Raw genomic sequence first — 14406 nt, forward strand, 5'->3', positions numbered from 1 at the left:
AAAAGCCCCCGCCGGGAGACCGGCGGGGGCTTTTTGCGTCTTGCCTTGTGCGTTTGCGGCTTGTGTCCTTACCTGCCTGCCAGCGGCTCAGGTCGCGGCAGCGGTCTCGACCTGCTGTGCGCCCTTCTTGATCAGCGCATAGCCGATACCCGTCACCAGAGTGCCGGCGACGATGGCGCCCAGGTACATCAGCGGCACGTTGATGGCGTTGGGAATCAGCAGCACGAACAGCCCGCCGTGCGGCGCCAGCAGCTTGGCGCCTATCAGCATCGACAGTGCGCCGGTGACGGCACCGCCGACCATGCAGGCCGGAATCACGCGCAGCGGGTCCTTGGCGGCGAACGGAATCGCACCCTCGGAGATGAAGCACAGGCCGAGAATGAAGCTGGCCTTGCCCGCCTCACGCTCCGGCTCGGCGAACTTGGCTCGCGCGATGAAGCTGGCCAGCCCCATGCCCAGCGCCGGCACCATGCCGGCCGCCATGATGGCCGCCATCGGCGCATAGGTCTCGCTGGCCAGCAGGCCGACACCGAAGGCATAGGCGGCCTTGTTGACCGGACCACCGAGGTCGAAGCACATCATCGCGCCGAGCAGAATGCCCAGCAGCACGGCATTGGCCGAGCCCATCGATTCGAGGAATTCGGTCAGCGTCGCCATCAGCCCCGCCACCGGCGTGCCGACCACGTAGATCATCACCAGACCGGTGACCATGCTCGCCACCAGCGGGATGATCAGGATCGGCTTGAGCGATTCGATCGACTGCGGCAGCTTGACGAAACGGCTCAGCCCCAGCGCGCTGTAGCCCGCCAGGAAGCCGGCGATGATGCCACCGAGGAAGCCGGCATCCAGGGTGGCGGCCAGCCAGCCACCGATCATGCCCGGCGTGATGCCCGGGCGGTCGGCGATGGAGTAGGCGATGTAGCCTGCCAGCACCGGAATCATCAGCTTGAAGGCCGAGCCACCGCCGATCTGCATCAGCGCCGCCGCCAGGGTGCCTTCTTCCTCGAAGGCCTTGATGCCGAACACGAAGGACAGCGCGATCATCAGGCCGCCCGCCACCACCATCGGCAGCATGAAGGACACGCCGGTCAGCAGGTGCTTGTAGGGGCCACGCTTCTCGCCCTTCTGCTGGCTGCCCTGACCGTCCGCGGCGGTGGCGGACTCCACCTCGGCGCCTTCCAGCGCCTGCTCGATGGTATCGCGCGGCTTCTTGAGCGCGGTGCCGGTGGAGGTCCGCCAGACCCGCTTGCCGGCGAAGCGCGTCGGGTCGACCTCGATATCACAGGCCAGAATCACCACCTCGGCCGCGGCGATCTCCTGCTCGGTCAGCGCATCCTGCGCGCCCACCGAGCCCTGGGTCTCGACCCGCGTCGGGTAGCCCAGCGCTCGCCCTGCCTCGCTCAGAGCCTCGGCGGCCATGAAGGTATGCGCCACGCCGGTCGGGCAGGCGGTAACCGCGACGATGGACGGCTTGTGCGCCACCTCTCCATCAGCTGCGCTTGCTGCGCCGCTGGCCGTCGTGCTGACAGTCGCAGCCACGTCGGCGATGTCCTTGGCTTCCAGCACGCGGGCGCGGGCCTCGGCATTGGCCAGGAAGGCGGCGGGGTCCGGCAGCGCCTCTTCGATGGGCGCGACATGCACGCGCTTGCCGACGAAACGCTCGAGACCGGCGCTGGTCATCGGCGACGCCGCGACGATCACCAGTTCGGCGGCGGCGAGCTGGGCATCGCTCAACACGAGTTCACGCTCGAATTGCGAGCGCATGTCGATGAGGGGCTCCCAGTCGCGACGACGGGCGGCCTGCTCCAGGCGGCGCGCCGCCAGGAAGCTGGTCGCCATGCCGCTCGGGCAGGCGGTAACGATGATGACATTCATGGGCGTGGCTCTCCGGCTGTCGCGACCTCGGCACTGGCCAATGTCTCGATGCTGGTGTGTTGTTGGAGGGTTTCAAGCTCCGGGGCGGCGGGATCGCCCGGCCCCGGGTGGGTCACGGCCTCGGCGGAAAGCGCCGTGGCATGACGCAGAATCCGTTCACGCATGGCCGCCGTGGGTGTCGGATGGCAAAGCACCCCATGCAGCATGGCGGCCAGCAGGGTATCACCGGCACACACGGTACTGACCACTCGCATGCGCGGCGGGCGTGCCCGCAGTGTCTCGGCGCCGGGGCTTGCCCACAGCACGCCTTCCGGACCGGCAGAGATCAGCGCCTGCTCGATGCCATGCTCGACCAGACTCGCCAGCGCGCGCTGACGGGCGGCGTCGCTCTCCAGCGGTTCGCCCGCCCACAGCGCCAGTTCCTGCTCGTTGGGCTTCACGCCGCTGGGCGGCACCGCCAGACCGGCTTCGAGTGCCGTGCCGCTGGTATCCAGCCAGCAGGCAATGCGGCGGGCACGCACCCGCTGCACCAGGCTTGCCAGCTGCTCGCTGCTGACACCCGGCGACAGGCTGCCGGCGATGACGACGGCACAGCGCTCCGGACTACCCTCGGCCTGCTGACGATCGATCCACTCATCGATACGCACCTCAAGCCGCGTGAAGGCGGCCTCATCGACCTGCATGCCCGCGCCGTTGATATCGGTGACACGGCCACTGGCCTCCCCGAGCTTGACGTTGATGCGGGTCGCGCCCGCGACGCGTTCGAAGGCATCACTCAGCCCCCACTCGGCGAAGGCGGCCTCGAAATCGGCCTGGTTGTCGGCGCCCAGAAAGCCGCTCAGCGTCACCGGATGACCCAGCGTCGCCAGCACCCGCGCGACGTTGATGCCCTTGCCCGCCGCCTCGAGATGATGGCTGCGCGCCCGGTTGACCTTGCCCGGCACCAGGCTGTCGAGGCCGATGGTCATGTCCAGCGCCGGGTTGAGCGTCACGCACAATACCGGGCAGTCGGCGGCCTGACGCGTCGTGTTGTCACTCATCACACTGACTCCCGCGGGCTGTTTACATTACTGGCCGCACTACTGTCCGCATTACTGGCCGCAGCGCCTGAGGTGACCTCGGCAACGGAAGGCTCGCCCTGCTCGAGCAGCGCTTCCAGAGCACTGCGCACGTCTTCCGAGGTCGGCTGGGCCAACGCGACCCGCGCCTGCTCACGCGCCGTGGCCAGGTCCAGCTCGCGCACCCGCGCCTTGACCAGCGGAATCTGGCGGCTGGACACCGACAGCTCATCCACACCCAGCCCGACCAGCACGCCGACAGCCTGGTCATCACTGGCCAGCTCACCGCAGACGCCGACCCAGGCACCGTGGGCGTGGGCGGCACTGACGGTCATCTCGATCAGGCGCAACACCGCCGGATGCAGGCCATCGGCCTGCGCCGAGAGCGTCGCATGGCCACGATCGATCGCCAGGGTGTATTGGGTCAGGTCATTGGTGCCCACCGAGAAGAAGTCGACTTCCGGCGCGATGCTGGCAGCAGTCAGCGCCGCCGAGGGGATCTCGATCATCACGCCGACCTGCACGTCGCGCACCGGCGGCTGGCCATGTTCGGCCTCATAGGCGGCGTCCAGCTCGGCACGCACGCGATCGACGATGGCACGCGCGCCACGCAGTTCGGCCAGGTCCTTGACCATCGGGAACATCAGGCGGATCGGCCGCGCCCCGGCGGCCGTCAGCAACGCCCGCACCTGGGTCTCGAGCACTTCCGGGCGCGTCAGGGCGAGGCGAATGCCACGCAGGCCTAGGAAGGGATTGTCCTCACGCGGCAGCGGCCAGTACGGCAGCGGCTTGTCGCCGCCGACATCCAGCGTGCGGGCCACCAGCGGCCGCCCCTCGAGCGCATCCAGCGCCTCACCGTACTGGGCGGTCTGGGTGGCCAGATCCGGCGCCTGCGGGTGCGCCATGAACACGAATTCGGTACGCAGCAGGCCGACACCCTCGGCACCGCGCTCGACGGCGTCACCGGCATGGGCGGTGTTGCCCAGATTGGCGACCACCTCGACATGATGGCCGTCCAGGGTCGTGGCGGGTGCCATGCGCGACTCCCAGGCGGCGGCCTGACGCTGCTCATGCCCGGCGATCGCCTCTTCGGCGCGCGCGCGGCGACTGGCCGAGGGCATCACGCTGACACGGCCTCGTTCACCATCGACGATCAGCTCGCTGCCATCGGCGATCGCCAGCACGCTCGGGCCAGCCCCGACCACCGCCGGAATGCCCAGCGAGCGCGCCAGAATCGCGCTGTGCGAGGTCGCCCCGCCCAGCGCCGTGACCAGCCCCCGCACGCGAGTGGTATCCAGGCGCGCCACATCCGACGGGCCGATGTCCTCGGTCACCAGCACATGCGGTGTCTCGGGGGCGCTGGGCAGCGGCGTATCGGTCAGCACGCCGAGCACCCGCCGCCCGACATCGCGCAGGTCGGCGGCGCGTTCGGCCAGCAGGCGATCGGCGAGGTTTTCCTGGGCGCTGGCGGCACTGTCGATGGCCGACCACCACGCCGCTTCGGCGCTGTGGCCTTCATCGAGGCTTTCGCGCGCCGCGGCAAACAGCTCCGGATCGCCGAGCATCTCCTCGTGCATCGAGAGAATCTCGGCCATCTCGGCGCCTTCGGCGCGATTGACCAGCGCCAGCAACTGCTCGCGCGCGGTCTGGATACTGGCCACCAGGCGCTCGGCCTCACGATCGGCGCCGGCATCGCTGCGCGTCTCGTAGACGAAGCGCGGCAGGCGCATCACCCAGCACGGCGCGATGGCCATGCCCGGCGAGGCGGCCACCGCAGGCACCACGCTATCGGCGGCGGGAGCGGCCTGCCGGGTGTCGCCGGTGGCTTGCTGTTCGCGGGCCTCCAGCGGCGTGGCGGCGTCGGCGCGCCAATCTGCCAGCGGCTCCACCGCCTCGCCGAGACCGGCCTGCACCGCGCTCACCATCATGCTCAGCGCCGCCTGATTGGCCGCCGAGTCATCGCCGGAGGCGCTGAAGATCAGCGTCTGGCCGCGGCGTGCGCCCAGCCCCAGCACCTTGGTCAGGCTGGCGGCACTGACCACACCGCTGTCATCGCCTTCCAGTCGCAACGCCGGAATGACGCCATGCTGCTCGCCGGCTTCGCGCGCCGCCTGCACCAGCTGCTTGGCCGGACGCGCATGCAGGCCGTGGGCGTTGAGCAACACGACCTGAGCCAGCTGCGCCGTGGCGGATTCCCCCGACAGCCGCGCCAGCAGGGCGCTGGCCGACAGGCCCGGCAGGCTTTCGCCCGCACCCTCTTCCAACAGCGTCAGCAGGCGCTCCAGCAACGGCTGATGCTGGCCCTGCTGGGCATCGACTGCCAGACAGGCCAGCGCAGTGATGCGCCCGTGGCGCGTCTCCAGCGCCTTCTCCGGCGTGACGATGGCCAGCGCCGAGCGGGTGACATCCTGCTGCGACTGCGCCAGCCACACGCCCTGCCCCAGCGCCACCGGTTGGGCGGCGAGCATGGCCGAGATGAAACCATCACTGACACAGCCGGCCTGGCGCAGGCGCGCGGCCCCCGCCAGCACCAGCTCGTCACGATCGCGCGCGGGGAAACCGCACAGCAGCGTCTCGGCATCCAGCCGCGGCGGCACCACCTCGCGGCCCAGCTCGCTCAGCACTTCCTCGGCGGTGGTCGCCGAAGCCAGGCGCTCACTGACGCCATCGCGATCGAGCACGCGCGTCAGCGCACGCAGGATGTCGAGATGCTCATCGGACTGTGCCGCGATGGTCACCAGCAGGAAGACGCGATTGCCGTCGTGCCACTCCACGCCCTGCGGAAACTGCAGGACACGCACCCCGGTGGCCAGCACGGCCTCGCGGCTGTCCGGCGTGCCGTGGGGAATCGCGATCCCCTGCCCCAGGTAGGTTGAAGACTGGGCTTCACGCGCCAGCAGGCCCTCACGGTAGTCGGGCGTGGCGCGCCCACCGGCGACCAGGGCATCGGCGGCCTGTTGCAAGGCATCGCGCCAGTCGCTGGCATGGGCGGCGAGAAGGATGTCCTCGCGATCAAGACTGAGCATGGCTGGCTCCTTGAGGCTCCCTTCTGATGAGGAGCCTGGATGTTGGCGGTGCGCTGCAAGCGTGTCTTTCAGCTGCCGCGACACGTCACTTGGCGAGTTCCGACAGGGTAGCGGCGTCATGGTGTGATGACGAGCGTGCTGAATCGTGTCACCTCAATAGGGCTCATGCTGGCCGTTTTCTTGCGCCCGATCAAGCGAACACAAACCGAAAACGTGCTTCTGGTGACTAGACATTGGGTGTAGAGCCGCCTGTGGCGCGGGCTCGAGAGGTGTCGAGCGAGGCGTGCCCGGCGCAGAGAGGATTTGCACCCGAGCCCACAAGTGCGCATCATTCCTCGCACATGGAGCACGCAGATCCCGTTCCCCCTTTCCAGCAAGGACAGTGGCATGACCCTGGCAGAAATCGCGCGTCTTGCAGGCGTTTCACGCACCACCGCCAGTTATGTGGTCAATGGGCAGGCACAGGCACGACGTATCAGCCCCCAGACGGTCGAGCGCGTCATGGCGGTGGTACAACGTCATCACTATCGGATCGATGCCCAGGCAGCCGCGCTGCGGCGTGGCGAAAGCCGCACGCTGGGCTTCATGCTGCCGGACCTGGAGAACGCCAGTTATGCCCGCCTGGCCAAGTTGCTGGAGCGTGGGGCACGTGAGCGCGACTATCAGCTGTTCATCGTCTGCTCCGACGATGAGCCGGAAACCGAGCGCGAGCTGGCGCGCATGCTCAAGGCGCGGCGGGTCGATGCGCTGATCACCGCCAGCTGCCTGTCCCCCGACGACCCCTTCTACCGCGAACTGGCGCTGGATGGCTTCCCGGTCATCGGTGTCGATCGCGCGCTGGATACGCGCCACTTCGCCAGCGTGGTCAGCAACAATGAAGATGCCGCCCGCGAGCTGACCGAAGCCGTGCTGGAACACGCGCCGCAGCGACTGCTGTGGCTGGATGCCTTGCCGGAGATCGATATCACACGGGCGCGCGCCAGCGGCATGCAGGCGGCGCTGGCGCACTATCAGCAGCGCACCGGCAGCAGCGAGCTTGAGGCCACCACCCTGCATGCCGCGCGTTACGAGCGCGAGGCAGGCGCGGCGGCGCTGACCGAGCATCTCCGCCATTCACCGCTGCCGGACGCCATCGTCACCGCCTCCTACACCCTGATGGATGGCGTGCTTGATGTGCTGTTCGCCGAGGGGCCGCCGGCCAATCCGCCCAAGGCGATGGCCAGCTTCGGCGACGACCGCCTGCTCGACTTCCTGCCGCTGCCGATCCATTCACTGCCCCAGCGTCACCAGCAGATCGCCGATGCGACGCTGACGCTGGCGCTGCAGGGCATTCAGGGCCAGACCACGCCCGGCGTGACGCTGGTGGAACGCGAACTGCGCCGCCGCCAGCACTGAGCTGATGTCTGAGGTGATGCCTGAGGTGATGTATCTGGCCGAGGGCGGCTTTGCTGGCGCCAAACTGTGCTGGCGCCAGGCTGTGCTAGCGCCAGGCCTGACCGGCATCGTGGGCGATGCGGTGATCACGAATCTCGGCCAGCAGCGCCGCCACCGCGGCCTCGATGCGGGTGCGCGGCGTGTCGGATGCCAGCAGCAGCTCCAGCTGCAGGGCGGCATCGCGCAGCAGGTCATGATCCAGGGTGGCGGCGCTGCCCTTGAGCAGATGGGCTTCATGCTGCAACTGCTTCAGGTCCATATGATCCACCGTCCGTGACAGGCGCTGGGACTGCTGCTCTAGCTGCTCCTCGAAGGCCGCCTCGAGGGCCGCGATGCTGTCGGCATCCAGTTCATCCCGCAGCGCAGGCGTCGCGGCCTGTGCAAGCTCCGCCGCTGAGCCGCCAGATGTCCACGACTCCCCTGTGTTCATGCGCGTGTGCCCCCCTTCTGCCCCTTCCCGTTCCCGTTCGCCCTCGCCTTCGCTCTCGCCTTTGCCCTCAGGCTCACGCCGCTCGATGGGGCCAGCCGCCGACGGCTCACTGACCTTGTCTGCTTCAGCTTCAGCTTCAGTCTCAGTTTCAGCTTCAGCCTCGGCCTCGGTGGCACGCGCCTGGGCCTCATGGATCATGCGACGCCGCGCAGCGGGGGAATCGAGTGATGCCAACAGTGACGCCGCACGCGCGAGTGCCTCACCGGTTTCCGGCGGTGCCTCGAAGTGGGGCGGTCGCTCGGTGGTAGGGGAATAGTTGATCGGATCGAAGGGCTGGGTGCTGGCGAGGGCATTGACGCGCCATTCGCCGAGGTCCTGGCTGCCCGACTGCCAGCGCGCCAGCATGCTGGCGAGCTGCTGACGCCGGATCGGCTTGGACAGGAAGTCGTTCATGCCCGCCGAGAGGCAGCGCGCACGCTCCCCCGCCGCCACATTGGCCGTCATCGCGACGATAAGGCTCGGCGCACGCCTGTCACTGTGCTCCATGGCGCGCCAACGCCGCGCCACCGCAAAGCCATCCAGTCCCGGCATGCGCAGGTCGAGCAGCACCAGCACCGTATCGCGCTGGCGCGCATACCACGCCAGCGCCGCCTCGCCACTGTCGACCGTCGTCACCGTGTAGCCCAGGCCACTGAGCATGGAGTGGGCCACTTCGCGATTGATGTGATTGTCGTCGACTACCAGAACATGCTCGCCACGGCTGAGCGGCAGAGGCGCGGAGGTGAAGGCCGGTCGCTTGAGCGCCGCGGCGCGTGGCAGCGGCAGCTCGAACCAGAAGCAGGCGCCCTTGCCCGGGCGTTGCTTGAGGCCCAGTCGCCCGCCCATCAGCTCGACCAGCCGCCGCGAGATCGAAAGCCCGAGTCCGGTACCGCCAAAGCGACGCGCAGTGGAGGCATCACCCTGGGTAAAGGGCTCGAACAGCTGGGCGGCCTGTTCTTCACTGACTCCGATGCCGGTGTCATCGACCTCGAAGCGCACGCGCCCAGCCGGCAATGCCTCGACCAGCAGACAGACACGCCCCTGCTCGGTGAACTTGAAGGCATTGGAGAGCAGATTGAGCAGCACCTGACGCAGACGCACCGAATCGCCCATGACCTGCTCGGGCAGCTGGGCGGAGCGGCGGTCATCGAAGACGATGCGCGTGCTGTCCATCTGCGGCAGCAGCAGGTCGATCACGCCATCGATGGCCGTGTGCAGCTCGAAGGGACGTCGCTCGACGCTGAGCTTGCCGGCCTCGATCTTGGAGAAGTCGAGGACATCATCCACCAGCCCCATCAGCACTTCGCCGCTGTCGCGCAGGCTGCTGGCATAGCGGTGCGCACTGCTCTGCAGCGGTTCGGCCAGCAACAGCTCGCTCATGCCGATCACGCCATTGAGCGGAGTACGAATCTCGTGGCTCATGGTGGCCAGAAACTCGGACTTGGCGCGACTGGCCTGTTCGGCCCGCGCCGCCTCGTGCTTGAGGGCCGACGACATCGCCAGCATCTGCAGGCGGGCCTGTTCACGCCCGCGGGCCTGCAGCCAGACCTGACGGCAGACCATCAAGGTGGCCAGCAGCATCAGCGCCAGCAGCAGCAACATCAGCTGCACCAGGCTGTCGCGGCTCTGGCGCTCGTGGGCCAGCTCCTCGGCCAGGCGTGCGCGTACCCGCAACAACAGCGTCTGGGTGGTATCGCCCAGCGCATCGCTCAGCTGCTGGAACTCCGCCGCCTCGCGACCCTCGGGCCCCAGCACCTGGGAGCGCTGTGCAGCGTCAATGTCTGCGGAAGCGTCGTCAGCCTGAGCGCCCTGCACCGGGCCCGTGCCCTCGAACACCGGGCCATGCCGCCACTTTTCCAGCCGCAGATCGAGATACTCGATCTGGCTCATCAACTCATCGGCCAGCAGCGGCACGGCCGGCAGGGTCATCAGGTGGCGCTGGAAATCCCCCCGCCGGAAGATATAGGTGCGGCTGTAGAGCAGCTCGTAATTCTGCAGCACCTCATTCCAGATGCTGGCACGATCGGCTGGCCCGGCGACGCGATAGCGCGCTATCGAGGAGGAAAGGCTGACCGCCTCACGATCCAGCTTGTAGATCGACCAGACGGCGTCGTCGCGGGTGCGGTCTTCCAGACTGACCTGGTTGTGCAGGATGGTGCCGCCGATGCCGATGGAGGCCAGCAGACACAGGATGCTGATCGCCATGCCCAGCCACAGCGGCCAGCGCGCGGGGGAATTGCCGCTTCCGCCCACACCCGACGCGGCAATGCCCTGATCAGCAAGGGACTGATCAGCAGCGGTGCCTGAAAGCGGGGATCTTTCATCCGGCGACTGATTCACTGCATGACTCCATGTCATCTTGCGCCTGAGGGGTCAGGCGCCAGCCCTCGCTCACTCCAGCGTCAGCCCGGTGACCTGCCAGACACTGCGAAAGCGTACCTGCTCATTGAGCAATTCCGGATGAGCATCGAAGGGATACAGCACGAACAAGGGCCCGAGGTCACGCACCGGCATGCGCTCGCCGTCGCGTCGCGTGGCCAGCAGGACATCGAAGTCCTCGATGTCGCTGAGGGGAATCTCGGCCACGAAGTCATTCAGTGCCCGCACCTTGAGCCCCCTGGCATCTTCAGACACCCGCGCCACCAGCTCGCGCAGCAGCGGGCCGGAGAAGCTGACTCGTCCCTGGGTCCAGGGGGTGTGGGTGGCCACCACGCGCGACGGCATGGCTTCGAGCATCGCCAGATCGAAACGCGCCCGCGGTGCCTGCAGGGAACCGGCATTGCCACAGCTGACAGCGCCCTCGACCGTCAACACCACCGGCCCGCTGGGTGCGGGCAGGCAGTCATTGGCCGCCAGCACGTGGCGCTCGCCTGTCGCCAGCGGCGCCTCGGCGGCCAGGGCCGCAGGGCTGAAGAGACTCGCTGACAGGGTTGCGATCAGGCTCGTTGCCAGGGCGACCTTGCGCCAGATGGAGCTGCGCGAGCTGTGCCCGCAGTTGACTGGCCTGGACAGCGGACTCACGAGGCGCTTCGCCGATGGATCATTCATGCCGGTTTCCCATGCTATTGTGCGAACGCCATGTGCATTCAAGGGCCCAACTTTACGCTAGCTCGCGCATGCTTTGCGAGCCTGCGAACCTCGCGCCACGACGAGTTGTCACACTCAACGCACGGAGCCACTCATACGCCCAGGCCCAGGCCCACGCCTGTGCCCATGGCTGGCGTTCGTCGCCTGTTACGCTATCGCTTGTTAAGCGCCAGCTGATAATAGTCAGCTGACCGCTATCCGTCTCCACCTGCCATCGAGCCTGCTTCATGTCTGCCACTTCGTCCGCTTCGCTGCCTGCCAACGGCTCTCCCACACCGACTGCTGCCCTGCCCCGCGTGCTGGCAGGCCCGATATTGCGCCGTGTCACCGCCGAGGGCGTGATGCTGTGGCTGGTGACCTCTCGCCCACAGCAGGCGCGGGTGTGGCTGCTGCCGGAGCAGGACGCGACGCCTCCCACGCGAGGTGAGGATGGCCTGCCGACGACATCAAGCTGTCGGCTGACGGAGCATCTGGCGATGCCGCTGGGGGAGCATGCCTGGCTGCTGTTGATCGAAGCGCATCCCGACACGCCCTTGCCCGCCGACTGCGCCATCGCCTACGAGCTGGGCCTGGCGGAGCCGTCATCGGCAACGGCAGCGTCAACGGCAACGGAAGCGGCAGCGTCATCGTCAGTTACGCCCGAATGGCAGGGCATCGCCGACTGGGCGCCTCAGATCTGCTACCCCGGTGAAAGCCTGCCGCGCTTTCGACTGCCGTCACGCCTGACGCGTGTCGCGCATGGCAGCTGCCGCAAGCCGCATCACGGCTTGAGTGACGACGAGCAGCAGGCGCAGCAGAGTGCAGAAGACGCTGCGTCGACCGATCGCCTTGAGACGCCACCGCCCAAGGGCCCGGGTGGCGACGGACTGGTGGCGCTGGATCGCTGGTTGAGCGAGCGACGTGAGAGCGTCGCCGAGTGGCCGGAGGTGATGCTGTTCACCGGCGATCAGATCTACGCCGACGATGTCGCAGGGCCGATGCTGGGCGCGATCGATCAGCTGATCGCGGGGCTGGGGTTGCCGGAGGAGACGCTGATGGAGGCCGAGGTCTCCGACACTCGTGAGCTGCGCCAGCACCCCTCGCATCTCTACCACCGCCCGCAGCTGCTGCCGGACATGCCGGCCAACGAAGGTGTGGCCGCCAGTTTCTTCGGTGCCAAGCGCAAGCCCATCTTCACCTCCACCGGTGCTGACAACCACCTGATCGGCCTGTCGGAAGTCATCGCCATGTACCTGCTGGTGTGGTCTGACGTGCCGTGGGAGGCGCTGGGCATCACCCTGGAAGACCCCTCTGCGCTCGAGGGCCATGACGACGCCACCCGCGAGCGCCATGCCACCGAGGCCCGCCATCTGCGGCGCTTCTGTGGCGGACTCGGTCAGGTTCGTCGCCTGCTGGCCAATGTGCCCAGCCTGATGATCTTCGATGATCACGATGTCACCGATGACTGGAACCTCAGCGCCGCCTGGGAGGAAGCCGCCTATGGCCACCCCTTCTCGCGCCGCATCATCGGCAATGCGCTGACCGGCTATCTGCTGTGTCAGGCCGCCGGCAACGGGCCGGAGCCACTGGCGGAGCTGCTGGAGGAGACACGGGCGCTGTTCACTCATGCCCTGACTGGCACTGACACGGCCGCAGACGGCCATTTCGATGTCGAGCGTCAGGAGGCGTTGATCGCCCACCTGCATCGCTGCGAGAGCTGGGATTATCAGCTCGACACCACGCCGCCGCTGATCGTGGCCGATACGCGCACCCGCCGCTGGCGCAGCGAGCGCAAGCTCTCGCATCCCTCGGGGCTGATGGACTGGGAGGCGCTGAGCGAGCTTCAGCAACGCCTGGTCGGCCATCCGGCCGTGGTGCTGGTGTCCCCGGCGCCGATGTTCGGCGTCAAGCTGATCGAGAGCATCCAGAAGCTGTTCACGCTGGCCGGCAAGCCGTTGATGGTCGATGCCGAGAACTGGATGGCGCATCGCGGCGCGGCCAGCGTGATGCTCAACATCTTCCGCCACTCGCGCACGCCGCAGAACTTCGTGATCCTGTCCGGCGATGTGCACTACTCCTTCGCCTACGACGTGCGCCTCAAGCATCGCCGTTCGAGCCCGAGCATCTGGCAGATCACCAGCAGCGGCATCCGCAATCGCTTCCCGGTCGGCCTGCTGGATGTGCTCGACCGTCTCAATCACTGGCTGTACGCCCCACGCTCGCCGCTCAATCTGCTGACACGCCGGCGCAACATGCGTGTCACGCCGCGCCGTCACGATGCGGCTAGTCAGGGCGAACGCCTGCTGAACGCCTGCGGCATCGGGCTGGTCGATCTGGACAGCGACGGCCGCCCCACCGCCATCCGCCAGCTGACCACCGACGGACAGGAGGTGCACTTTGTGCCCCGTCGCTGATGCCCACTGCCCGCCGCTGGCGCTGATCCATCATCCCGGCTATCGGATCGCGCTGCCCGAGAAGCATCCCTTCCCGATGGACAAGTTCAGCGTGCTCAAGCGCCTGCTCGACCGCCAGCTGGCCGACTGCGCCTCGGCCGTCGACTGGGTGACGCCCGAGCCCGCCGAGGAGGATGACCTGCTCAGCGTGCATACCCGCCGCTATGTGCATGAGTTCCTCACTGGCACCCTGAGCGCGCAGGCCCAGCGGCGCAGCGGTTTCGTGTGGAGCGAGGCACTGCGCGAGCGCAGCGTGCTGGCCGTGGGCGGCACCCTGACCACCGTACGCGAAGCACTCAAGCGCGGACTGGCCTGCAACACCGCGGGCGGCACCCATCATGCCCACCCGGAGGCCGCCAGCGGCTATTGTCTGCTCAACGACATCGGCGTGGCGGCGCATCAGGCGCTGGAAGACGGCGTGAAGCGCGTGCTGATCGTCGATCTCGATGTGCATCAGGGCGATGGCACGGCGTTGATCTTCGCCGACGAGCCGCGGGTCTTCACGCTGTCACTGCATGCCGAGAGCAACTTCCCGGCGCGCAAGCAGCAAAGTGATCTGGACGTGCCCTTGCCCAGGGGCATGGGCGACGCGGACTATCTGGCGGTGCTGGAGCGTACGCTTACAGAGGTGCTGACGCGGGTACGCCCGCAGCTGGTGATCTTCGATGCCGGTGTCGACCCGCATGCCGCAGACAGGCTCGGCCATCTCGAATTGAGCGACAGCGGCCTCTACCACCGCGAGCGGCATGTCATCCAGCGCTGTCGCGCGGCGGGCGCCGCCGTGGCCTGCGTGATCGGCGGTGGCTATGACCGCGATATCGAGGCGCTGGCATGGCGACACAGCCAGCTTCACCGTGCAGCGCTGGATGTCTGGCGCGAGGCGCATGGCCAACCTGCCCTGTTCGGGCCCCCGGGCTGAACTTGCCTACCGTCTTGCCAAGCGCCTCGCTTACCGTCTTGCCAAGCGCCCCCTGAACGAAAACGCCCGCCATCGAGGATGGCGGGCGTTTGGGTTCAGGCCTGTA

The 14406-nt window shown here is 67.7% G+C and carries 8 protein-coding genes; 3 read left to right on the top strand and 5 right to left on the bottom strand.

Features of this window, described 5'->3' with window-relative positions; all coding sequences use genetic code 11:
• Positions 1 to 87: 87 nt before the first annotated feature.
• From QD208_RS10875 to ptsP, 3 genes are read right to left on the bottom strand one after another with little or no spacing between them, the layout of a single operon-like run.
• Positions 88 to 1875 carry a PTS fructose-like transporter subunit IIB gene (locus tag QD208_RS10875; RefSeq protein ID WP_279836801.1) on the bottom strand — a complete coding sequence of 596 codons (1788 nt, stop codon included), beginning with the start codon at positions 1873 to 1875 and terminating at the stop codon, positions 88 to 90.
• Positions 1872 to 2915, bottom strand: a complete 1044-nt coding sequence (locus QD208_RS10880; RefSeq protein ID WP_279836802.1) for a 1-phosphofructokinase family hexose kinase — start codon at positions 2913 to 2915, stop codon at positions 1872 to 1874. Before QD208_RS10880 ends, QD208_RS10875 begins: the two co-directional genes overlap by 4 nt.
• Positions 2915 to 5959, bottom strand: a complete 3045-nt coding sequence (gene ptsP, locus QD208_RS10885) for a phosphoenolpyruvate--protein phosphotransferase (RefSeq protein WP_279836803.1) — start codon at positions 5957 to 5959, stop codon at positions 2915 to 2917. The genes QD208_RS10880 and ptsP overlap by 1 nt, the downstream gene beginning before the upstream one ends.
• A gap of 387 nt (positions 5960 to 6346) precedes the next feature.
• Here ptsP and cra point away from each other — a divergent pair, with 387 nt between their 5' ends.
• Positions 6347 to 7354, top strand: a complete 1008-nt coding sequence (gene cra / locus QD208_RS10890; RefSeq protein ID WP_279836804.1) for a catabolite repressor/activator — start codon at positions 6347 to 6349, stop codon at positions 7352 to 7354.
• Between the two features lie 85 nt (positions 7355 to 7439).
• Here cra and QD208_RS10895 read toward each other — a convergent pair whose 3' ends face one another.
• Together QD208_RS10895 and QD208_RS10900 are read right to left on the bottom strand one after the other, a co-directional pair.
• A complete protein-coding gene (locus QD208_RS10895) occupies positions 7440 to 10202 on the bottom strand; it encodes an ATP-binding protein (RefSeq protein ID WP_279836805.1) in 2763 nt (920 codons plus the stop codon).
• 51 nt (positions 10203 to 10253) lie between these two features.
• Entirely contained in the window at positions 10254 to 10910 is a 657-nt protein-coding gene (locus QD208_RS10900; RefSeq protein ID WP_279836806.1) for an oxidoreductase, read from the bottom strand.
• A gap of 266 nt (positions 10911 to 11176) precedes the next feature.
• Here QD208_RS10900 and QD208_RS10905 point away from each other — a divergent pair, with 266 nt between their 5' ends.
• Together QD208_RS10905 and QD208_RS10910 are read left to right on the top strand one after the other, a co-directional pair.
• On the top strand, positions 11177 to 13342 hold the full coding sequence (locus QD208_RS10905; RefSeq protein WP_279836807.1) for an alkaline phosphatase D family protein: 2166 nt from the start codon (positions 11177 to 11179) through the stop codon (positions 13340 to 13342).
• The gene (locus tag QD208_RS10910; protein ID WP_242007690.1) at positions 13326 to 14300 is read left to right on the top strand and encodes a histone deacetylase; all 975 of its coding nucleotides are present in this window, start codon (positions 13326 to 13328) and stop codon (positions 14298 to 14300) included. The genes QD208_RS10905 and QD208_RS10910 overlap by 17 nt, the downstream gene beginning before the upstream one ends.
• The last annotated feature ends 106 nt before the right edge of the window (positions 14301 to 14406 follow it).

The sequence above is a fragment of the Cobetia sp. 29-18-1 genome (assembly GCF_029846405.1).
Taxonomy (GTDB): Bacteria; Pseudomonadota; Gammaproteobacteria; order Pseudomonadales; family Halomonadaceae; genus Cobetia; species Cobetia amphilecti.